Genomic DNA, 18991 nt, shown 5'->3' with positions numbered 1-18991 from the left:
TTCGGGAACAGCTCACAACCCCTGCATCACGGCAGCCGAGGCACGCAGCCAGGCCTCGCGGGCGCCCGGCTGCAGTGCCTGGTAGTTTAGCGGACCGCCGGAGACCAGTGAACTATCGTAGGGAACATCGAGGACTTCCCTCGTCACGCTCTCGAAATGCGCCCGTGTCCGCCGATGCAGCTCTAGATCGGTCTGCCGCGACGGTGCGGCAAGTAGGGTCACAGCGTTGCTGACCTTGGCCTCGTAGCCGCGCTCGCGCAGCCCGTCCACAAGCCAGACAGCACTGGCCACGGTGTCTTCCCTCAGGGTGGAAATGATGACCAGCTCGTCCGCCGCCGCTACCGCCGCTTCCCAGTTGGAGGACCGCATGTTGTTGCCGGTGTCCACCATAATGATCCGGTAGAAGCGGCGCAGCGCAGAGTGCAGCCGGTCAAACTCACGGCTTCCGATGGTGGCGGCTCCTGCGGCGTCCTCGTCCGAGGCCAGCACGTCGAAGTGTGCGGAACCCTGGTACCGGACATAGCGGTCCAGGTCCCCGATACGGCCCAGGACGGGGTCCTCGAAGCGGTCCACCTCATGCATCAGGTCAACTGCCGTGCCCGTGTGCCCGGCCAGCGGTGCCCGCCACCCCAGCGTGCCCCGCGTTTCATTGTTGTCCCACGCGAGCGTGTAACCGCCGCGCTGGATGCCGAGCGTCGCGGCAAGAAGCAGCGTGGCGGTGGTTTTGTGCGCGCCGCCCTTGGGGTTGACCACCACCACCGTCCTGGGGCCATCCAGCCGGCGTTGTACGTCTTCGACGGCCCTCAGGTGGATGAGTTCGCGAAGCCCTGGACCCGGGCTGATCGAATTGCGGCTGAGCCGCCGGACTGCACCCTGCCAGCCAGCTTCGGCCAGTGCCGATGGCGGAGTGGGCCGGTCGGCGAGGAAGTCCCGGAGGGTGGGGACGCCGTCGTCGCGCTTCCCTGCGGACGGGACGTCGTCGCCTTGCTTGGCCGCTGGAGCCTGCAACGGTGCGGGAGGCACGTCGTCGTGGGGCATGGCCGCGGGAGAGACTGCGACAGCCATGGCGGACCTTCCTTTCAGTAGTGGCTTGCCTGTCTCCGGCCGCTGCCCCGCCCTGAAATGCCGTGGCACACCGACCGTTGGCTCCGCCGTTGTACTCCACAGGCGCCTGGCGAGGCGCCGCAGGAGAGCGAGCAGGACAGTCAGCAGCCGGTACAGCAGAATGGCCAGGCCCACCACGGGCACGGACAACATGAGGATGGACACGATGGACAGCGCCGCAGCAGGCGGGTCACCGGCCTCGACCGCGGCGCCGGCCAGCCCCGCGTGCAGCCGGATGGAAGTGGCCGTCTGCTCAATGATGGCGGGCAGGTTGAATAGCATCCAGCCGCACGCCAGGAACAGGAGCGGCACGACGGTGACAACCCAGATGGTGACGATGCGGCGGGCAAAGGGGCGGAGCTCAAGTACCCGCGGATCGAGGGGGCGGCCGGGAACAAGGCTCAGCAGCACGGGCCGGATCCGGTTGAAGAGGTCCGGAACGCCGGCAATATCGGCCAGCACGAAGTAGCCGTCAAAGCGCAGCGTCGGAACCAGCTGCTGGATCATCTGGAAATGCATCAGACCCGCCGCCAGCAGAAAGAATCCCTGCTCCGTCAGCAGATACGCCCCACCCAGGCCGATGAGGCAGAGGCAGTTGAAGTACAGTCCACCAAGATCCGTGCGGATCCTGCCCGTCCGTCCCAGCCGGTAAGAGTCGGTGACGTTGGTGAAGAATGCGGGAAAGACCAGATAAACGCCGACGCCGATCACCCCTGGCCTGGCGCCCCCGTACCGGCACGCCGTGGCATGGCCCAGTTCGTGGATCACGGCCGCCGCTGTCAGGAGCGCGAAGATGCCCAGGAGCAGCGCCGGGGTGAGCAGTATCTGTTCCAGGGAGGCCATGAAGTCACTCCTGGCAATCACCAGGACATCGACGGCGGCCAACACCAGCAGGACGGCCACCACCACCGGACCCCAATACAGCGGGGCCAGGATCCGGGCCAACGCGTTGACGGCCCTTTCCGGAACAAGCGTCCCCCGCAGTCGGAGAGCCAGCAGCGGGTCTGCCTTCGGCGGCGGCGGGGCGTCGGCAGCGTCGGCCCCGGCTTTGTGGACCAGACCCATCGGCGCCAGCCTGGTGTCGATGAGGTGGCGGAGCCCGCTCACCCCCAGTTCACGGCCATAGGCGTCGCTGATGTCGCGCGCCGTATCTTCGAGGGGTTCATCGGCCGAAAGGGAGACCATCACTAAATTGAGCAACTCCGAAAGCTGCACAATCTGCCCGTCTCCGCGCTGCAAAAGGTAGCTGCGGTCCTTAAGCCCCGAACCTTCAACAGGGCCCAGGAAAACAATCCCGTGCGCAGGGGACCAGCGGCCTGCAAATGCGGCATCAGCTGTTGTTGTCACTTTCCCCACCACGTTGTCATTTTCCCCACAAAGGTGTTGAGCCACCAGGTCCGGTGAGCATGCCCCGACATTGGAGCACGCCCACCGGGTTGAGAAATCCTTGCAGGGCCTACTGTTGAACTACCAACAGGTTCTGCCAGGCGCCCGAGTTCGCAACCGAACCGATTGAGGCCGCATTGATGGCCATCGAAAGATTCACAGCGATTACGGGAGCGACGTTAAAGTCGAAGAACAGCGTTTCCCGCACGGGCAGCAGTTCCAGGACCTCAGCGTCGAGTTCCATCGGTGATAGCTCGGTTGATGCCGTCATAGCACCTCACCTCTCTCCCCCGGGCACTCCCGGGGTCCAGATATCGGATGGTTGGCGGACTAACTCTGGGCTACAAGGATTGTTTGAACGGCAGAGCTGTGCGCCGTGGCGAGCAGTGAGCCGGCGTTCAGTGCCAGAGAGGTGTTGGTCGCGTAAACGCTTGCCCAGTTGGCGTTCAGAAACAGGGTCTCCCGCGAAGGCAACAGCTCCACCTGCTGGCCTTCCAGTTCCTGAATGGTGAGTTCCTTCATGTCAATCACCCCCTCTCAAAGTCTCCCGATCATTCAACGCGGCATCCCGTGGCAGGTTCGTTACTGCAGTGTTATTTTTCCGTTGTTTTGTGCAACTATGCCGGGACAGTCTTTTGACTTAGGCGCCGATTAATCTATGCCTAGGATGGTCATACCGGGCAGTAATGTTCGTGGCTGATTTGCGAATTCCAGACGAGGAAAGCAGGGCGCCCGCTCATGGCGGACATTGAAGGCACGATGATTATCCGCGCGTGGGCCGAGCCCGCCCAGAATAGCCCGATTCGCGCCCGGCTGATCTTCAGCCGCCCCGGCCAGAGCGGCGAATTCGTGGAGGCTGCGGGCGACGCGGACGAAATCCTCCTGGCTGTCCAGCGCTGGCTCGATTCCCTTCGGGCGGAAGAAAATACCGCCAACGCCTAATACGGCGCTCCATAAAAGCGTGCTCACGCCAACGGGTTTTTGTGACCACCCGGGCGGCCCCGCTGGTGGCCAACAGGTAGGCCCGATTCCGGTCGGCACGCTGCCCTACCCCACTTGATAACCCGCCCTACCCTTGTTACTAAAATGACTTGACATGGTTTGGCTGGGTGCCACGATGGTAGCTGGAGAACGCGTGGAATCCGGCCGCTTGAGAGGGAAAAGCATGACGGTGGCTCTCGCACAGGATTGGGACTTGAGTCTGCTGGGGGCTTGGCGGTTGCGCTGCGGCAGCAATACAGTGACGGTAGCCAGCCGTGAGCAGCGGCTCATCGCCTGCGTGGGACTTCTGGGCTGCCGACACCGGAGTTTTTTGGCCGGCCTCCTGTGGCCGAAGAGCAGCGAACCGCAGGCTGCGGGAAACCTCAGGACCACTGTCTGGTGCATCGCCCACGCATACCCCCACCTCCTCCATACCGGCGCCGACACACTGGAACTGGAAGAATCCGTCCGCGTCGATGTCGCAACCCTGCAGCGGCACGTCGCCAGAATGCACGCGCAGCCTGGAGCGCAGATTCCGGACAGCTACCTGGAGCACCTGAGCCGGGCCGAACTGCTGCCCGGCTGGTACGACGACTGGGTAATCTTTGAACAGGAGCGGCTCCGGCAAATGCGCCTCAGCGCTCTTGAGCTCATGGCACGGCAGCATCTGGCGGCCGGTGAACCCGGCGATGCCGTCATCGCGGCACTGTTCGCGGCGAGCATCGAACCGCTCAGGGAATCTGCGCATCTCCTGCTGGTTCAGGCCCATCTTGCCGCTGGCAACAGGGCTGCTGCCGTCCGTGCCTACACGATGTTTGCCAGCCGCCTGGAAGGTGAACTGGGCGTCGTGCCCTCAACCCAACTGAGCGAACTCGTGTCAGCATTCCGTCCGCACTGCAGCCTCGCGCCTGGCGGAAGATAACCAAGCATCCCGGAAGCCGTGCACTGACGCTGACGCGGCCCCAGATGCCGCTGTGCTCCATCCATGCGCCATCCTGCCGTCCGAAAGTGCGGTACTTTGTGGCCATGGACTTTGGCAACGCGGACAGCTGGGGGGCCGCGATCTACTTCTGGATCATCCCTCTGGTGCTCGGCGACGCCATCTTCCCGCCCATCCCCTCCGAAATGGTGGTGATCACCGGCGGTGCCCTCGCGGCAGACGGACGGGCCAACATCTTCCTCGTTGCGGCCTTGTCCGCGCTGGCGTCCTGGCTCGGCGACATGGTGGTTTTCCAGCTCTTCAAGCGCCGCCTCAGCCATGTGCTTGACCGGTGGCGCTGGGGCGCAAAGGTCCATCACGGCATCCACCGGGCCATCGCCAAGGTTGGCCGCTCCTCTACGTACGGGACGATCATCGGCGCCCGCTTCATCCCGGGCGGACGGCTGGCGACGTCCGCCGCAGCCGGAATCGCGGACGTGTCAGTCTCCGGCTTCAGCTTCTGCGCCGGGCTCGGCGCCGTTTTGTGGGCCAGCTGGCTGGTAGGCCTGGGCTACTTCACGGGATCGGCAACCAGGCTGCCATTTTGGGCCAGTTCCCTGATCGGGGTGGGAGTGGGGCTGTTGATCGGCGCCGTCGTCGGGATCATCGTCACGCGCCGCCGCGGCACCCGCTCCCCGGTTGACGAACCGCCCCCGATGATCGAGCCCTCCCCGGGCGACTGAGCTACACAGGCGACTAAACTACACGGGTGCCCAGCGGCCGCGGTTGCGGCGCAGCAGCGTCAGTGAGCCGGTCAGCGCAACGCGTTCGACGGCGTCGCGCATCATGGCTGCCGATTCGTGCGCCTGCTGGTTCTCACCGTGATATTCGGTGGCCGCCACGAGGAACCGGAGGTTCAGCTGCGGGACGCCACCGGCGAGCTCCAGCTGATTGGACTCCACATGGTGACGGGTCTCCAGCGCCTCCACGGCTGCGGCCATCACCGCTTCCGGCCGGTTCCCAGGCTTCAGTCCGGTGATTTTCAGGCGGGTCTGGAACGAAGGCATGCCTTCCACCCTATCCCGGCCGGCGTTCAGGCCGGCTCCTCCGAGCCGCCTTCGGAGGCGCGACCGGACCTACGCCGCTCAATGTGGCCGAAGCGCCACGCCCAAGGCCAGCAGCCATGTGGCGACGAACAGCCCCACCGTGGTGTGAGCCCACGCATCGACGCCCACTCCCGGCCGGTCAGTTTCCGGCCGGTCACCGCGGCCGTGGACCGTCCAGTCCAGGCCTTCGGCGGCGGGTTGTGTCCTGCTTCCCGTTTGTTTAATTTCCGGGCCTCCGGCTTCCGGGCCCCTGCAGAATGATGGCATAACTTCACGCCCCTACCCGACTAGTGCGCAGCCGTCAAATACTGGTTGCTTTATGGACGGGACGAGCCTATCTTGACATGAAGGAGGCACATCCGATGCACGAACTCTCAATCGTTCAAAGCCTCATAGACGAAGTCCTGGACAAGACCGGCGGCCGGGCAGTCAGCAGCGTAAACCTTCGTATCGGGCCGTTGTCAGGTGTTCTCCCGGATGCCCTCCGTTTCTGTTTTGACGTTGCTTCGGCGGGTACTGCCTTGGCAGGCGCGCGGCTGCGGATCGACGAGCCGCAAGGCCGCGGGCGATGCCGCACCTGTGGCGACCACTTCGCACTGACTGACATATTCCTCCTGTGTCCCTGCGGCAGCGCGGACGTCGACGTGGTCGCCGGGCGCGAACTGAGGCTCGTTTCGGTGGAGGTGGCGTAGGAAATGTGCACAACATGCGGCTGCGGCGAGGACACCAACCCGAGGGTTTACTCCCTGGGCATGCCGGGCGGAATTGAAGGAGCCGAAACGCCCGACGAGTCGGGCATCCAGGCGCATGAGCACCCTCACGGGGCTGAACACGTCCACTCGCATGACGGACATACCCACGTCCACGCCGAGGACGTCCACGCCGAGGACGGGCACTCCCACACCGGCCACAGCCATCAGGGGCACGGCCAGGCGCCCGAGCTGATTTCCCTGGAGCAGGACCTGCTGGCCAAAAACGGCCTCTTGGCGGAACGGAACCGTGGCTGGCTCTCGGGACGGCGGATCCGCGCGCTGAACATGATGAGCTCCCCTGGCGCCGGGAAGACCACCCTCCTGGTCCGCACGCTCACGGAGCTGGGCGACGGGCTGCAGGCAGGTGTCGTCGAAGGGGACCAGGAAACTTCCCTCGATGCCGACCGGATCCGCGCTGCCGGCAGGCCCGTGGTCCAGATTAACACCGGAGCGGGCTGCCACCTCGACGCCGATATGCTCCGCCGCGGGCTCGAAGTACTCGATCCTCCGATGGGATCAACAGTGTTCATCGAGAATGTGGGAAATCTCGTCTGCCCCGCCCTTTTCGACCTGGGCGAAGCAGCCAAAGTAGTAATCGTGTCAGTGACGGAAGGTGATGACAAACCACAGAAGTACCCGCACATGTTCATCGCAGCCGACCTGGTGATCATCAACAAGTCAGACCTGCTCCCCTATGTTGATTTCGACGTCGACGAGTGCCTGCACCGCATACGTCACCTCAACGACCACGCGCAGTTCCTGGTCCTCTCGGCCACTACCGGCGACGGCCTTGCCGCCTGGTACGAATGGCTGGACGGCCGCATTTCCCGGACAGAGGCAGAGTCTTTGACCGGTTCTCTGGAAGAGTCCCTGACAGACGCAAACTGAGCCCCCCCACGGGCCGCGGAAAGAGCAACGATGCCTACCGAAACTTCCCTCAAGGCCGAAGAAACGCTGATCCACGTGCTGTGGATCAATGCCGGGCTGAGCTGCGACGGCGATTCCGTCGCCCTGACCGCGGCAACCCAGCCCAGCGTGGAGGAGATAGCACTCGGCGCACTGCCCGGCCTGCCCCGCATCGCCATGCACTGGCCCCTGATCGACTTCGAGTGCGGCCCCCAGGAAGGGGCGGACGATTTCCTCGAGTGGTTCCGCAAGGCGGACCGCGGCGAGCTGGAACCGTTTGTCCTGGTGGTTGAAGGGTCCATCCCCAACGAAAAACTGCACGACGAGGGCGGCTACTGGTGCGGCTTCGGCAACGACCTTGCGACCGGACAACCCATCACCACCAGCGAGTGGCTGGACCGTCTGGCGCCCAAAGCCACAGCCATCATCGCTGCAGGAACCTGCGCCACATACGGAGGCATCCATGCAATGGCGGGAAACCCGACAGGAGCCATGGGAGTCCCTGACTACCTTGGCTACGACTGGAAGTCCAAGGCCGGCATCCCGATCGTCTGCGTCCCCGGCTGCCCCATCCAACCGGACAACCTCTCCGAGACCATGACCTACCTGTTGTACCAGGCCACCGGACAAGCCCCTATGATTCCGCTGGACGACGCGCTGCGGCCAACCTGGCTGTTCGGCAAGACAGTCCACGAAGGCTGCGACCGGGCCGGCTACTACGAGCAGGGCGACTTCGCCACCGAATACGGCTCTCCCAAATGCATCGTCAAACTGGGGTGCTGGGGTCCGGTGGTCAAGTGCAACGTGCCCAAGCGCGGCTGGATGAACGGCATCGGCGGCTGCCCGAACGTCGGCGGCATCTGCATCGGCTGCACCATGCCGGGCTTCCCCGACAAGTTCATGCCCTTCATGGATGAGCCACCAGGCGGCAAACTCTCAACCAGCACCATCCGCCCCTATGGGGCCGCCATCAGGGCGTTGCGCGGCATCACCACCCACACCCTGGACCAGGAGCCCAAGTGGCGCCGGCCCGGGCGCGAACTGCTGACTGGCGCGAAGCGCACTTGGTAACCATCCACTCCTCCAGACAGGCGAAGCACAATGACCTCAACGATTCCCATGCCGTCCGGGAGCGGAACGGACAACAGCAACTTGGTGGAGATGAACTGGGATCCCATCACCAGGATCGTCGGCAGCCTCGGCATCTACACGAAGATCGATTTCGCGAACAACCAGGTGGTGGAGTGTAAAAGCACGTCCTCGATCTTCCGGGGCTACTCCATCTTCATGAAGGGCAAGGACCCCAGGGACGCCCACTTCATCACCAGCCGCATCTGCGGGATCTGCGGCGACAACCATGCCACCTGCTCCTGCTACGCGCAGAACATGGCCTACGGCGTGAAGCCCCCGAACCTGGGCGAATGGATCGTCAACCTGGGCGAGGCTGCCGAATACATGTTCGACCACAACATCTTCCAGGAAAACCTGGTGGGCGTGGATTACTGCGAAAAGATGGTGTCGGAGACGAACCCCGGGGTCCTTGCCAAGGCCGAAAATACCCGGGCCCCGCACGAGGGCGACCACGGCTACCGGACCATCGCGGACATCATGCGCTCGCTGAATCCGTTCACCGGGGAGTTCTATCGCGAGGCGCTGCAGGTCAGCCGGGCCACCCGCGAGATGTTCTGCCTCATGGAAGGCCGCCACGTGCACCCTTCCACGCTCTATCCCGGCGGGGTGGGAACCGTGGCCACCATCCAGCTCATGACGGACTACATCACCCGGCTGATGCGCTACGTGGAATTCATGAAAAAGGTTGTCCCCATGCACGACGACCTTTTCGATTTCTTTTACGAGGCGCTGCCCGGCTACGAACAGGTAGGCCTGCGCCGGACGCTGCTGGGCTGCTGGGGTTCACTCCAGGACCCTGACTACTGCAACTTCGAATACAAGGACATGACCCAGTGGGGCCGGAAGATGTTCGTCACCCCCGGCGTGGTGGTGGACGGCAAGCTGGTCACTACGGATCTGGTCCGCATCAACCTGGGCATCCGGATCATGCTGGGCTCCTCCTACTACGAGGACTGGGAAGACCAGGAAATGTTTGTGACCCACGATCCGCTGGGCAACCCGGTGGACCGCCGCCATCCCTGGAACCAGCACACCAATCCGCGGCCGCAGAAGAGGGACCTGAAAGAGAAGTACAGCTGGGTCATGTCCCCGCGGTGGTTCGATGGCCAGGACAACCTGGCGTTGGACACCGGGGGCGGACCATTGGCCAGGCTGTGGGCAACCTCGCTGGCCGGACTGGTGGACATCGGCTACATCAAGGCAACCGGGAAGAGCGTCCAGATCAACCTGCCCAAGACCGCATTGAAGGGCCCGGTATCCTTCGAATGGAACATTCCGCAGTGGAGCAACACCATTGAACGCAACCGCGCCCGCACCTATTTCCAGGCCTATGCCGCCGCGGCCGCCCTGCACTTCGCGGAGAAAGCCTTGGAGGAGATCCGGGCAGGCCGGACCAAGACGTGGGAGACGTTCACGGTCCCGGACGAAGCCATCAGTTGCGGCTTCACGGAGGCTGTGCGCGGCGTCCTGTCACACCACATGGTGATCCGGGACGGCAAGATCGCCAACTACCATCCGTACCCGCCCACCCCTTGGAACGCCAGCCCCACCGACTCGTCCGGGACCGCCGGCCCTTATGAGGACGCTGTGCAGGGCCAGCCCATCTTCGAGGAGAATGACCGCGAGCATTTCAAAGGGATCGACATCATGCGGACCGTCCGCAGCTTTGACCCGTGCCTGCCGTGCGGTGTCCACATGTATCTGGGCAACGGCCAGACCCTGGACAGGCTCCACTCGCCCACCCAAGCGCTCACCGGAGAGTAACCTGCCATGCCCGGCGGGGACCGGCCGCTGCAGACCGGCGAACGGATAGGCACCCTCCTCGACGCCCTCGGAGCCGGCGGGGCGGTGGCCCGCGGGCGCGCCGAAGACCTGGTCCGCCAGGTCACCGACATGTACGGCTCGGGGCTGGAACGCATGCTGGAAATCCTCGACGAGCAAGGAAAGCTCGACGCCGGCACGCTGGCGGCGCTCGCCGCCGACGAACTGGTGTCCGGCCTGCTGATCATCCACGGCTTGCATCCCGAGTCGATGGAGACAAGGGTGGCCGGAGCCCTGGACAGCGTCCGGCCTTATCTGGGCTCGCATGGCGGGGACGTGGAACTCCTGGACATCAGCCCGGAGGGCGTCGTGCGGCTGAAGCTGCTCGGCACCTGCCAGGGCTGCCCGTCGTCGTCCGTCACGCTGAAGTTCGCCGTGGAAGAAGCGATCGAAACGGCAGCTCCCGAGGTTACGGCCATACAAGTGGTGGAAGCTGAAAAGCACGCTGCCACCCCTGCGCTGATCCCGGTGGACGCCCTGATGGTCCGGTTGAACAGCGCTGATCAGCCGGAAGGCTCCTGGGAGCCGGTCCCCGGCATCGCCGACCTGGAACCCGGCGACGTCGCCGGGTTCCAGGTGGGCGGCTATTCGCTCCTGGCCTGCCGGACGGGGCAGGACGTCTACGCATACCGTGACTGCTGCCCACGCTGCGCCGGCCCCATGGCGGGCGCAGCACTGCAACGCGCCCTCGCAGCCCCGGCCGGCGGAGGACTCCTGCGCTGCCCCACCTGCCACGCACACTTCGATGTCCGCCAGGCCGGCTCTTGCTTAGAGGACCGCACCCTGCACCTTGACCCGCTTCCGCTGCTCGTGCGCGGCGGTGTGATGTCCGTGGCCGTGCCGGCCGCTGCCGTGAAGGGCGGCTGAGATGAACGCGCCTGGCCTGCCCGTTGGACTCCTGCGCCGGATCGCCGCTGCCCCGCCTGCTGCCCCCGCCGGCGAGCGCTGCGAAATGTGCGGGGAACCCATCGCCGCGGAACACCAGCACGTAGTGGACCTGGACAGCCACGCCATGATGTGCACCTGCCGGCCGTGCTACCTGCTCTTCACGGACAGCGATGCCCATCTCCGGTACCGGTCGGTGCCGGACCGGTACCTGTCCTTCCCCGATTTTGAGCTTGGCCCGGGCCAGTGGGACGAGCTGGAGATTCCGGTGGGGCTGGCGTTCTTCTTCCGCAGTTCCACGATGGAGCGGACCGTTGCCTTCTATCCCGGCCCTGCCGGCGCCACCGAATCCGAGCTTCCGCTGGACGCCTGGGATGCCGTCATGGCGCGGAATCCCGCCCTGTCCGTGGCCGCCGCGGACACCGAGGCGCTCCTGATCCGGGGACCCGGCGTCGACCGTCCCCAGGCTGACTGCCACCTGGTTCCCGTGGACGCCTGCTATGAGCTGGTCGGGCACCTGCGGCGGCTGTGGCGGGGGTTCGACGGCGGCCAGGAGGCCCGCGACCAGCTCACCGCGTTCTTCGGGAGGGTCAGCAGCCGCAGCAAGCCGGTCCGCGAAGCCAGGCGGGAACCAACGTCCCGGGGCCCACAGTGATGGCACTGGCATTCGAGGTCCTGGATATCCAGCCCGAGCCCTACGCGGCGGCCCCGCAGCTCACCGCGACGCTGCGCGTGACCGAGTCCACCGGCGCCGCAGTGCACGCCATCGCCCTGCGGTGCCAGGTCCGGATCCTGCCCCAGCGCCGCGGTTACACCCCCGCCGAAGAGGCCGGCCTGCTGGACCTCTTCGGCGAGCGCAGCCGGTGGCCCACCACGCTCAAGTCCTTCCTCTGGCTGCAGTGCAGCACCATGGTCCAAGGCTTCAGCGGCGAAACGGAACTTCACCTCCCGCTGCCCTGCACCTTCGACTTCGACGTTGCCGCCGCCAAGTACCTTCAGTCCCTGCGTGACGGACTGGTCCCGCTGGAACTGCTGTTCTCCGGCACGGTCTTCACCAAGGGCCAGAACGGCTTCGGCGTGGAGCAGGTGCCCTGGGACCTCGAAGCCTCCTATCGGCTTCCCGTGGACGCATGGCGCCGGCTCATGGACCAGTACTTCCCCAACACCGGCTGGCTCCGCCTGGACCGGGACGTGCTCGCTGCCCTGTCGCATTACAAGGCGGCCCGGGGCCTGACCTCATGGGATGCCACCGTGGAAACCCTCCTCGCGAATGCCGCAGCGGTGTCCCCGGCAGTGCTGTCGGGAGACCCACTGCCATGAATATGAGCCTCAGCCTTGCCCGCGCCGTGGCAGATGCCGTCCTCTATGAGGGCTACCTGCTCTACCCGTACCGCGCGTCCTCGCAGAAGAACCAGGCCCGGTGGCAGTTCGGCATCCTTGGCCCGCCGGGCGCAGCCGCTGCCGGTACCGGCGAGGAGCCGGACATGTTCGCGGACTGCCTGCTCACCCCTGGCCCGCATGCCGCCGTCGAAGTCCACCTGCGCTTCCTGCAGCTCCAGAGCCGGTCTGCGGAGAAAATGGACGACGACGGCGGGTTCACGGCGGTTGACGAGCTCACGGTCGGTGCTGCCCGCTGGCTGAGCTGGGATGAGGCAGTGGAACGGGAAATCGCGCTGGGGCCCTTCCCCGCAGTCCGGCTCAGCGGCCAGGAGACGGTCCTGCCCGTGGAAGTTCCCGGCGGAGAGGACGTGGAAGAACTCCGTGACACCTCGGGGCGGGTGGCAGGCCGGCTGGTCCGCCGTCGTCGTGCGCTGCATGGTGACGTGAGGCTGGAAGCTGCAACTGCCGGCGGGGGCCTGATCAGGCTGCGCATCTCAGTGGTTAATAGGGCTGTGACCCCGGCGGCGGGCACGGCGGATGCCCGGACCAGGGAGGATGCCATCGCGGAATCGTTCATCGGCACGCACCTGCTGCTGAGCCTTGACGACGCCGACTTCGTCTCCTTGCTTGAGCCACCACCCGAGGCCCAGGCTGCGGCGGCGGGCTGCGGGCAACGCCGTTGCTGGCCCGTCCTGGCTGGTCCGGAGGGGCAGTCGGACGTACTGCTGATATCCCCGATCATCCTCTACGACCACCCCGCAGTGGCTGCGGAAAGCTCGGTGGCGCTGTACGACTCCACGGAGATCGACGAAATCCTCACCCTGCGGGTGCTGACACTCACCGAAGACGAGAAGGCCGAAGCCCGCGCCACGGATCCACGGGCGGCGGCCATCATCGACCGGTGCGAGGCCATGTCCCCGGAGGAATTGCAGCAACTGCACGGCATCCTGCGCAATCCCCATGCCCTGGACATTCCCGAAGCCCCAGCCGCGGCCCCCGGCGCGGAAAACGCGTGGTGGACGCCGGAGGCGGAAGCCCTGGTCCAGCCACACCTGGATGCCGTCCTGATCAACGGGGTTGCGGTGGCCCGGGGCAGCAGGGTCAGGGTGAATCCGAACAGGCGCGCCGACGCACAGGACCTGTTCTTCGCGGGGCAGACGGCCCGCGTCACCAACGTCCACTTCGATGTTGACGGCAGCACCCACGTTGGCCTTGTCCTCGACCAGGACCCGGCCGCAGACCTCCACGAGGGCTACGGCAGGTCCTTCTACTACTCACCCGAAGAGCTTGAACCCCTGGGTTCGGATGGAAAGGAAAGCCCGCCATGAGAATCATAGGAATGGCCACCGTAACGTTGCTGGCAGGGTTGGCACTGGGCGCCATCTACGTGGGGATCCGGTCGGTTCCTGACATCCAGCGTTATCTGACGGCACGGCGGATGTGAGCCCGGCGTGACTGTGCTGGTGGCAGGTGTGGGCAACATGTTCCTGCGCGATGACGGTTTCGGGCCGGAAGTTGCCCGCCGGCTGGCCACGGACGAAAGCCTTCCGGCCGGTGTGGACGTGGTGGACTATGGCATCCGCGGCATGCACCTCGCCTACGACCTCCTCGCCGGCGTGGAGGTGCTTGTGCTCGTGGACGCGGTGCCGCCGGACCATGGGACAGAACACGATGGGGCGCCGGGCAGCCTCAGAGTGCTCCGGATCCGCAGCGAGGATCTCGACGGCGGCGCCTCGCTGGACCCCCACGGCATGGACCCTGCCGCTGTCCTGGGCAAGCTCCGGACGCTGGGCGGCAAGGTTCCAGTGACCTACGTAGTGGGCTGCGTTCCGGCCGATGTCACCGAGGGCGTCGGCCTGACGCCACCGGTGGCAGCAGCCCTGCCGGGGGCGGTTGCCGCCGTCGTTCATCTCCTCAGCCAGCACACCTTCACGACCTAAGGCGGACCACCATGTGCCTCGGAATCCCCGGCCAGGTCATCGGCCCGATTGATGGCTACGGCAATCAGCTCGCACTGGTGGACGTGGCCGGCGTGCAGCGGAGGATCAACATCGGCCTGCTGGACGACGGACCGCTGCCACCGGGCAGCTGGGTCCTGATCCACATGGGTTTCGCGCTCGAGCGGGTGGATCCCGCGGGCGCCGAACGGGCCATGAGCGGCCTGGAACTGATGGGCCAGCCGCGGCAATCCGGCGACGACGACATCCCGCCGCCGGCTGACCACCAGCTCGATCAAGGAGAACGCCATGACACCGATGAATCCCTCCGAACCAACTGACTCTGCACCCCGCGCTACTGGAACACGCGGCGGGGAGCAGGGAACCTCGCCGGGCACCGCCCGTGCGTGGGGCAGCGAGCCGCCCTTGAAGGAGCCCGCGCAGCCGGGTGCTGATGAGACGCCCGAGGACGCGGCCATGGCTCCGGACGGCGTGGGCGAGAGCACCACACGGCGTGGCGAAGACGTAGTCAAGGAGGAAGGCAAAGAGACCGGCCGCGAAGACACCGGCACCGACGCGGGTCCGGTGGAGCGTCCCACCGGTGAATCCGCTCCCCGGGACGCGACCGGCGTTCAGCCGCCGGACGATCCCGATTCCGCGGCCCCGCAATCCCCGTAGGCCCGGGTTCCACGGCCCGTGATGAGGGACCCAGCGCTTTCAGGGTTTTGGCGGTCCAGCGCGTGCTTATCGTTCGAGTGCTTATCGTTCGAGGGCGATGGCTGCGCCGCGGTGCTCAACACCGGTGTTGGCAATCCTGAGGTGCCTACCGGTGAAGAGCACCAGCTGCTGCAGCTGGTGGGGTGTCAGCCGGTCGCAGACCCAGTCCCAGTGGAGCGACACCACATCACCCGCTGCGAGCCCGGCAATGAAGCCGGTTCCGTTCACGGCATACTTGGCGGTCTCCACCACGGGTTCGCCCACGGCCAGAGATGTGCCGTCCCAGGTCAGGGGTCGCGATTTCACTACGGCTTCGTCGCCCGTGGTGGCCAGAACCTCGCCCCACCGGATCCGGCAGCGGTCCAGGACGTTCAGTGCGGTGGCGTAGCGGCGGTCATCACGCAGCAGGCCCAGCCAGGGATAAATTTCGAAGACGTGGAAGCTGTGGTGCGGGACGCCGCCGGCCAGCACGCCTTCCACTAGGTGCGGAAACTGCCGGCCCGTGCGGGCCCGGAATCGGTCTTCCATCGAGTTGCCCATGTTGCCGATGCCCACCGTGTCCAGCAGGCTGTTTCCCACCCAATAGGCCTCCACCACGCGAGAGTCGAGCGGATCCGGGATGCCGTGCGCGCCGGCAATCAGCTTCAGGTAAGGCCAGGCGCCAGCAAACCCCTTAGCGAGTTCCCGCAGGCCCTGGTCAGTGACGCCGGACTGGCCGTAGTGCAGGAGGGCGTCACTGTCGGGAGGGCCGCAGCTGCCCCGCGAATTGGGCGGGTAGGCGTACCGGACAAACAACTGGGCACCATCGACAACCATGGCATGGCCACCTTCTCCGAGGGTCTTTCGAACCTAGCACCGCAGCCTGCCCCAGACAAGGGCCGGTTGGCCGCCTGGGCACCACAAACCGTTGACAGCCTCCGCTCACCAGCGGATGCTGTGAAGACTAAGCACAGGGGGTCACACCATGGCAACCGCGGACCTGAACCGCCGGACCGCACTTCAACTCCTTGCAGCGGGAGGAACGGCAGCCCTCCTGGCCGGATGCGCCGGCACCCCTGGTTCCCCGCCGCCGTCGGGCCCTGCCACGAACGGCACGAACGGCGGCAGTGGCGCAATCAGCGTCACCGATCAGCGCGGCAAAACCCTCACCTTTGCCCGGCCCGTGACGCGGGTGGTAACCATCCCCATGCCGGCGGCGTCCCTGCTGCTGGCAGTAGACCGGACCGCGGACCACCTCGCGGCCATGCACAACGCGTCCTGGGTGGCCATGCGGGACGGCATCATGGGCACGATGTTTCCCAAGGCCCTGGACCTGCCGCACGAGATCGCCACCCAAGACTTCACGGCCAACGTGGAGAGCGTGCGTGCCCTCAACCCGGACGTGGTGATTCAGTGGTCCGACGCGCAGCTCATCGATCCGTTGGAGAAAGCCGGCCTGAACGTCATCGGCCTGACGAATACGGGCAAGCAGGAGGATGTGGACGCTTGGGTGGCCATGTTCGCGGCCATGCTGGGGAAGCCCGAGCGGGCAGTGGAAATCAAGGCGCGGAGCGACGCGGAACTGGCCGCCACTAAGGAACTCGCGGCGGCCAGGAGTTCCAAGGGACCCAGCATTTTGTACTTTAACCGGTTCACTGGCGGGCTCAAGGTAGCCGCGGCCAATAGCTATAACGACTTCTACATCAAACTGGTAGGTGCCACAAATCCCGCCACCGGGGATGATCCACTCAAGGGATCGGGGATGGTTGGCCTGGACGTGGAGCAGGTGCTCCGGTGGGATCCGGAGGTCATCCTGCTCGGGAATTTTGACGCCGCCATGCCCCAGGACCTGTACTCGGACCCGGTCTGGCAGTCCGTGTCCGCGGTGAAGTCCCGGCGCGTGTACAAGGTGCCGCTTGGCGGGTACCGCTGGGATCCCCCCGGGCAGGAATCACCGCTGATGTGGCACTGGCTCAGCGACATCGCGTTCCCCCAGCGGCAGTCCAGGCTCCAGAGCAAAGTCACCGAATACTTCGATTTCCTGTACAGCCACAAGCCGACGGCGGCCGAACTGGACAAGATCCTGTGGACCGCGGCGAACGGGCGCTCTGACCACTACCAGCAGTTCAATGCTGCATGACGCCAGGGACCACATGCTTGATGCCCGCCACGGCCGGTCGTCCACGGTCCAGAACGGTAACAAAAGGCACGGACCGCCGGCCCTGAAGCCTATCGCCAGCAGCACAGTCTTCCTGGTTGCCGTGGCGCTGGTGGCTTTGGCGGTGGGCCGTTACAACGTGCCACTCTGGCACGTTGTCCAAATTTTGGCGGGGCAGGTCCTACCGCTCCCGGTCGAGGCAACAGACACCGAGCAGAGTGTGGTGCTGCTCGTCAGGCTGCCCCGTGTGCTGCTGGCTATGCTAGTGGGCGGCGGCCTGGCCATCGGCGGCGCCGCCCTGCAGGCCATCTTTCACAATCCGCTGGTCAGCCCGGACATCATCGGCGTGTCCGCTGGCGCGTCCTTCGGCGGCGCGCTTGCGCTGCTCCTGGGTCTGGGGACGTTCGCGCTGATCACGAGTTCTTTCGCGTTCGGCCTGGTAGCCCTGGCCACGCTGTTCCTCATCACGTCCGGGCGCGGAGGGACGCCCCTGCTGATGATCGTGCTGGGGGGCGTGGTCACGGGATCCTTCTTTTCCGCGCTGGTCGCCCTGGTCACGTACATCGCGGACCCGAACACGACGTTGCCGGCCATCGTCTTCTGGCTCCTGGGCAGCGTGGCCACTGCCACCTTCGGCAAGGTGGCAGCGGCACTGATTCCCGTCGTGGGCGGCGCGGTGGTGCTCCTGGCGCTGCGCTGGCGCATCAACGTACTCTCGCTTGGCGACGACGACGCCACTGCCCTTGGGATTCGTCCCCGCCCGCTGCGCTGGGTGGTACTGGTGTCGGTGGCACTGATCGTGGCCGGGGCGGTGGCGGTCAGCGGTGCCGTCAGCTGGGTGGGCCTGGTGATCCCGCACCTGGCGAGGATGTGGGTGGGTCCGGACCACAGGGTGCTGCTGCCGGTGTCCTTCCTCCTGGGTGGCGCCTACATCATGCTGGTGGACACGGTGGCACGTACCGCGACGGCGGGCGAGATTCCGCTCGGCGTGCTGACAGCGTTGATCGGTGCGCCCGTGTTTTTTGTGCTGCTGCGCCGGAACCGGGACAGGATCTGGGAAAGTGCTTGAGCTGGACGGCGTGGGCTTCGGGTACAGCCGGACCGAGTGGGTCTTCCGCGACGTGAGCTTCCATGTACTCCCCGGGACTGCCACTGCCGTCCTGGGGCCCAACGGCAGCGGCAAGACCACGCTGGTCCGCTGCGCCGCAGGACTGCTGAACCCTGTGGAGGGCAGCATCCGGCGGACGGACCGGGCCGGCTACGTCCCGCAGGCGCACGGCAGTACCTTCGCCTACCGGGCCCTGGACATGGTGCTGATGGGACGGGCCCGGCAGATCGGCCTCTTCCGCTCGCCGGGTGCGGCGGACCGGGCTGCTTCCCTGGAGGCGATGGACAGGGTGGGCATTGCCGGCCTCCGAAACCGGTTCTTCCCCACTCTTAGCGGCGGCGAGCAGCAACTCGTGCTGATTGCCCGAGCCATCGCTGCCGGCTGCCCCGTCCTGGTACTGGACGAGCCCGCTACCGGACTGGACCTGAAGAACCAGGTCCGCGTCCTGCGGCTCCTGCGCGAACTGATGACGGACGGCATGGCCGTGCTCCTCAGTACCCACCACCCGGAGCATGCCCTGTACCTGGCGGACCGCGCGGTCCTTCTCACCCCCAAGGGACCCCGGACCGGTGACGCTCTGGAACTCCTGACTCAGAAGGAACTGACGGCGCTTTATGACGTGGGCGTCAGCACCATGGCCTACACCGACGGCCCCAGCACCCGCCGGACCGTCGTGGTGCACTACGGCGGCCGGTGAGCGAGCATCCGGGAAAACCGGAAG

General features: G+C 65.8%; 23 protein-coding genes. 18 read left to right on the top strand and 5 right to left on the bottom strand.

What is annotated here, in order from left to right; all coding sequences use genetic code 11:
- Positions 1 to 12: 12 nt before the first annotated feature.
- From ABIB27_RS12050 to ABIB27_RS12040, 3 genes are all read right to left on the bottom strand, one after another.
- Positions 13 to 2451: a hypothetical protein gene (locus tag ABIB27_RS12050; protein ID WP_354216537.1), complete on the bottom strand. Its 2439-nt coding sequence runs from the start codon at positions 2449 to 2451 to the stop codon at positions 13 to 15.
- Between the two features lie 109 nt (positions 2452 to 2560).
- Positions 2561 to 2761, bottom strand: coding sequence for a hypothetical protein (locus tag ABIB27_RS12045; RefSeq protein WP_354216536.1), 201 nt, complete (start codon positions 2759 to 2761; stop codon positions 2561 to 2563).
- A 59-nt stretch (positions 2762 to 2820) separates the two neighbouring features.
- Complete coding sequence (locus tag ABIB27_RS12040; RefSeq protein ID WP_354253923.1) at positions 2821 to 3021, bottom strand: hypothetical protein; 201 nt, start codon at positions 3019 to 3021, stop codon at positions 2821 to 2823.
- A gap of 207 nt (positions 3022 to 3228) precedes the next feature.
- Here ABIB27_RS12040 and ABIB27_RS12035 point away from each other — a divergent pair, with 207 nt between their 5' ends.
- The 3 genes from ABIB27_RS12035 to ABIB27_RS12025 all read left to right on the top strand — a co-directional run bounded on the left by ABIB27_RS12035 (position 3229) and on the right by ABIB27_RS12025 (position 5133).
- A complete protein-coding gene (locus ABIB27_RS12035) occupies positions 3229 to 3432 on the top strand; it encodes a hypothetical protein (protein ID WP_354216534.1) in 204 nt (67 codons plus the stop codon).
- A gap of 253 nt (positions 3433 to 3685) precedes the next feature.
- On the top strand, positions 3686 to 4393 hold the full coding sequence (locus tag ABIB27_RS12030) for an AfsR/SARP family transcriptional regulator (RefSeq protein ID WP_354216533.1): 708 nt from the start codon (positions 3686 to 3688) through the stop codon (positions 4391 to 4393).
- A 104-nt stretch (positions 4394 to 4497) separates the two neighbouring features.
- On the top strand, positions 4498 to 5133 hold the full coding sequence (locus ABIB27_RS12025) for a DedA family protein (RefSeq protein WP_354216532.1): 636 nt from the start codon (positions 4498 to 4500) through the stop codon (positions 5131 to 5133).
- An 18-nt stretch (positions 5134 to 5151) separates the two neighbouring features.
- Here ABIB27_RS12025 and ABIB27_RS12020 read toward each other — a convergent pair whose 3' ends face one another.
- The gene (locus tag ABIB27_RS12020; protein WP_354216530.1) at positions 5152 to 5457 is read right to left on the bottom strand and encodes a hypothetical protein; all 306 of its coding nucleotides are present in this window, start codon (positions 5455 to 5457) and stop codon (positions 5152 to 5154) included.
- A gap of 401 nt (positions 5458 to 5858) precedes the next feature.
- Here ABIB27_RS12020 and ABIB27_RS12015 point away from each other — a divergent pair, with 401 nt between their 5' ends.
- The 12 genes from ABIB27_RS12015 to ABIB27_RS11965 are packed head-to-tail and all read left to right on the top strand — an operon-like array spanning position 5859 to position 14986.
- Positions 5859 to 6188 carry a hydrogenase maturation nickel metallochaperone HypA/HybF gene (locus ABIB27_RS12015; protein ID WP_354216529.1) on the top strand — a complete coding sequence of 110 codons (330 nt, stop codon included), beginning with the start codon at positions 5859 to 5861 and terminating at the stop codon, positions 6186 to 6188.
- A 3-nt stretch (positions 6189 to 6191) separates the two neighbouring features.
- Complete coding sequence (gene hypB / locus ABIB27_RS12010; protein WP_354253922.1) at positions 6192 to 7136, top strand: hydrogenase nickel incorporation protein HypB; 945 nt, start codon at positions 6192 to 6194, stop codon at positions 7134 to 7136.
- Between the two features lie 30 nt (positions 7137 to 7166).
- Positions 7167 to 8225, top strand: coding sequence for an NADH-quinone oxidoreductase subunit B family protein (locus tag ABIB27_RS12005; RefSeq protein ID WP_354216527.1), 1059 nt, complete (start codon positions 7167 to 7169; stop codon positions 8223 to 8225).
- A gap of 30 nt (positions 8226 to 8255) precedes the next feature.
- Complete coding sequence (locus ABIB27_RS12000) at positions 8256 to 10049, top strand: nickel-dependent hydrogenase large subunit (protein WP_354216526.1); 1794 nt, start codon at positions 8256 to 8258, stop codon at positions 10047 to 10049.
- Positions 10050 to 10055: 6 nt separating this feature from the next.
- Positions 10056 to 10973 carry a NifU family protein gene (locus ABIB27_RS11995; protein ID WP_354253921.1) on the top strand — a complete coding sequence of 306 codons (918 nt, stop codon included), beginning with the start codon at positions 10056 to 10058 and terminating at the stop codon, positions 10971 to 10973.
- Between the two features lies 1 nt (position 10974).
- Positions 10975 to 11646, top strand: coding sequence for a DUF5947 family protein (locus ABIB27_RS11990; RefSeq protein WP_354216524.1), 672 nt, complete (start codon positions 10975 to 10977; stop codon positions 11644 to 11646).
- Complete coding sequence (locus ABIB27_RS11985; RefSeq protein WP_354216608.1) at positions 11646 to 12311, top strand: DUF6084 family protein; 666 nt, start codon at positions 11646 to 11648, stop codon at positions 12309 to 12311. Before ABIB27_RS11990 ends, ABIB27_RS11985 begins: the two co-directional genes overlap by 1 nt.
- On the top strand, positions 12308 to 13699 hold the full coding sequence (locus tag ABIB27_RS11980; protein ID WP_354216523.1) for a hypothetical protein: 1392 nt from the start codon (positions 12308 to 12310) through the stop codon (positions 13697 to 13699). The genes ABIB27_RS11985 and ABIB27_RS11980 overlap by 4 nt, the downstream gene beginning before the upstream one ends.
- Positions 13696 to 13815 (top strand): DUF6893 family small protein, encoded by a 120-nt coding sequence (locus ABIB27_RS19455; RefSeq protein WP_502909192.1) that lies wholly within the window; start codon positions 13696 to 13698, stop codon positions 13813 to 13815. Before ABIB27_RS11980 ends, ABIB27_RS19455 begins: the two co-directional genes overlap by 4 nt.
- Positions 13816 to 13822: 7 nt before the next feature.
- Positions 13823 to 14311, top strand: coding sequence for a hydrogenase maturation protease (locus tag ABIB27_RS11975; protein WP_354253920.1), 489 nt, complete (start codon positions 13823 to 13825; stop codon positions 14309 to 14311).
- Between the two features lie 11 nt (positions 14312 to 14322).
- Positions 14323 to 14649, top strand: a complete 327-nt coding sequence (locus ABIB27_RS11970; protein WP_354216521.1) for a HypC/HybG/HupF family hydrogenase formation chaperone — start codon at positions 14323 to 14325, stop codon at positions 14647 to 14649.
- Positions 14618 to 14986: a prolipoprotein diacylglyceryl transferase gene (locus ABIB27_RS11965; protein WP_354216520.1), complete on the top strand. Its 369-nt coding sequence runs from the start codon at positions 14618 to 14620 to the stop codon at positions 14984 to 14986. The genes ABIB27_RS11970 and ABIB27_RS11965 overlap by 32 nt, the downstream gene beginning before the upstream one ends.
- 81 nt (positions 14987 to 15067) lie before the next feature.
- Here the strand turns inward: ABIB27_RS11965 and ABIB27_RS11960 are convergent, their stop codons facing one another.
- Positions 15068 to 15841 carry a DUF6390 family protein gene (locus tag ABIB27_RS11960; RefSeq protein WP_354253919.1) on the bottom strand — a complete coding sequence of 258 codons (774 nt, stop codon included), beginning with the start codon at positions 15839 to 15841 and terminating at the stop codon, positions 15068 to 15070.
- A 148-nt stretch (positions 15842 to 15989) separates the two neighbouring features.
- On the opposite strand from ABIB27_RS11960, the gene ABIB27_RS11955 reads away from it, so the two are divergent.
- The 3 genes from ABIB27_RS11955 to ABIB27_RS11945 are packed head-to-tail and all read left to right on the top strand — an operon-like array spanning position 15990 to position 18967.
- Positions 15990 to 17144, top strand: coding sequence for an ABC transporter substrate-binding protein (locus ABIB27_RS11955; RefSeq protein WP_354216518.1), 1155 nt, complete (start codon positions 15990 to 15992; stop codon positions 17142 to 17144).
- Positions 17134 to 18231 (top strand): FecCD family ABC transporter permease, encoded by a 1098-nt coding sequence (locus tag ABIB27_RS11950; protein WP_354216517.1) that lies wholly within the window; start codon positions 17134 to 17136, stop codon positions 18229 to 18231. Before ABIB27_RS11955 ends, ABIB27_RS11950 begins: the two co-directional genes overlap by 11 nt.
- Positions 18224 to 18967, top strand: coding sequence for an ABC transporter ATP-binding protein (locus ABIB27_RS11945; protein ID WP_354216516.1), 744 nt, complete (start codon positions 18224 to 18226; stop codon positions 18965 to 18967). The genes ABIB27_RS11950 and ABIB27_RS11945 overlap by 8 nt, the downstream gene beginning before the upstream one ends.
- Positions 18968 to 18991 lie beyond the last annotated feature (24 nt).

Source organism: Arthrobacter sp. UYEF21 (assembly GCF_040546085.1).
In the GTDB taxonomy this organism is placed as follows: Bacteria; Actinomycetota; Actinomycetes; order Actinomycetales; family Micrococcaceae; genus Arthrobacter.
This window is presented reverse-complemented; position numbering and strand designations above follow the sequence as displayed.

Excerpts from the sequence above, each read along its gene's own strand:
- ABIB27_RS11960 (WP_354253919.1), bottom strand. The coding sequence starts at position 15,841 with ATGGTTGTCGATGGTGCCCAGTTGTTTGTCCGGTACGCCTACCCGCCC.
- ABIB27_RS19455 (WP_502909192.1), top strand. The coding sequence starts at position 13,696 with ATGAGAATCATAGGAATGGCCACCGTAACGTTGCTGGCAGGGTTGGCA.
- ABIB27_RS11970 (WP_354216521.1), top strand. The coding sequence starts at position 14,323 with ATGTGCCTCGGAATCCCCGGCCAGGTCATCGGCCCGATTGATGGCTAC.
- ABIB27_RS12005 (WP_354216527.1), top strand. The coding sequence starts at position 7,167 with ATGCCTACCGAAACTTCCCTCAAGGCCGAAGAAACGCTGATCCACGTG.
- ABIB27_RS12045 (WP_354216536.1), bottom strand. The coding sequence starts at position 2,761 with ATGACGGCATCAACCGAGCTATCACCGATGGAACTCGACGCTGAGGTC.
- ABIB27_RS11950 (WP_354216517.1), top strand. The coding sequence starts at position 17,134 with ATGCTGCATGACGCCAGGGACCACATGCTTGATGCCCGCCACGGCCGG.
- ABIB27_RS12020 (WP_354216530.1), bottom strand. The coding sequence starts at position 5,457 with ATGCCTTCGTTCCAGACCCGCCTGAAAATCACCGGACTGAAGCCTGGG.
- ABIB27_RS12035 (WP_354216534.1), top strand. The coding sequence starts at position 3,229 with ATGGCGGACATTGAAGGCACGATGATTATCCGCGCGTGGGCCGAGCCC.
- ABIB27_RS11980 (WP_354216523.1), top strand. The coding sequence starts at position 12,308 with ATGAATATGAGCCTCAGCCTTGCCCGCGCCGTGGCAGATGCCGTCCTC.
- ABIB27_RS12000 (WP_354216526.1), top strand. The coding sequence starts at position 8,256 with ATGACCTCAACGATTCCCATGCCGTCCGGGAGCGGAACGGACAACAGC.
- hypB (WP_354253922.1), top strand. The coding sequence starts at position 6,192 with ATGTGCACAACATGCGGCTGCGGCGAGGACACCAACCCGAGGGTTTAC.
- ABIB27_RS11965 (WP_354216520.1), top strand. The coding sequence starts at position 14,618 with ATGACACCGATGAATCCCTCCGAACCAACTGACTCTGCACCCCGCGCT.
- ABIB27_RS11995 (WP_354253921.1), top strand. The coding sequence starts at position 10,056 with ATGCCCGGCGGGGACCGGCCGCTGCAGACCGGCGAACGGATAGGCACC.
- ABIB27_RS12025 (WP_354216532.1), top strand. The coding sequence starts at position 4,498 with ATGGACTTTGGCAACGCGGACAGCTGGGGGGCCGCGATCTACTTCTGG.
- ABIB27_RS12015 (WP_354216529.1), top strand. The coding sequence starts at position 5,859 with ATGCACGAACTCTCAATCGTTCAAAGCCTCATAGACGAAGTCCTGGAC.
- ABIB27_RS11990 (WP_354216524.1), top strand. The coding sequence starts at position 10,975 with ATGAACGCGCCTGGCCTGCCCGTTGGACTCCTGCGCCGGATCGCCGCT.
- ABIB27_RS11955 (WP_354216518.1), top strand. The coding sequence starts at position 15,990 with ATGGCAACCGCGGACCTGAACCGCCGGACCGCACTTCAACTCCTTGCA.
- ABIB27_RS11985 (WP_354216608.1), top strand. The coding sequence starts at position 11,646 with ATGGCACTGGCATTCGAGGTCCTGGATATCCAGCCCGAGCCCTACGCG.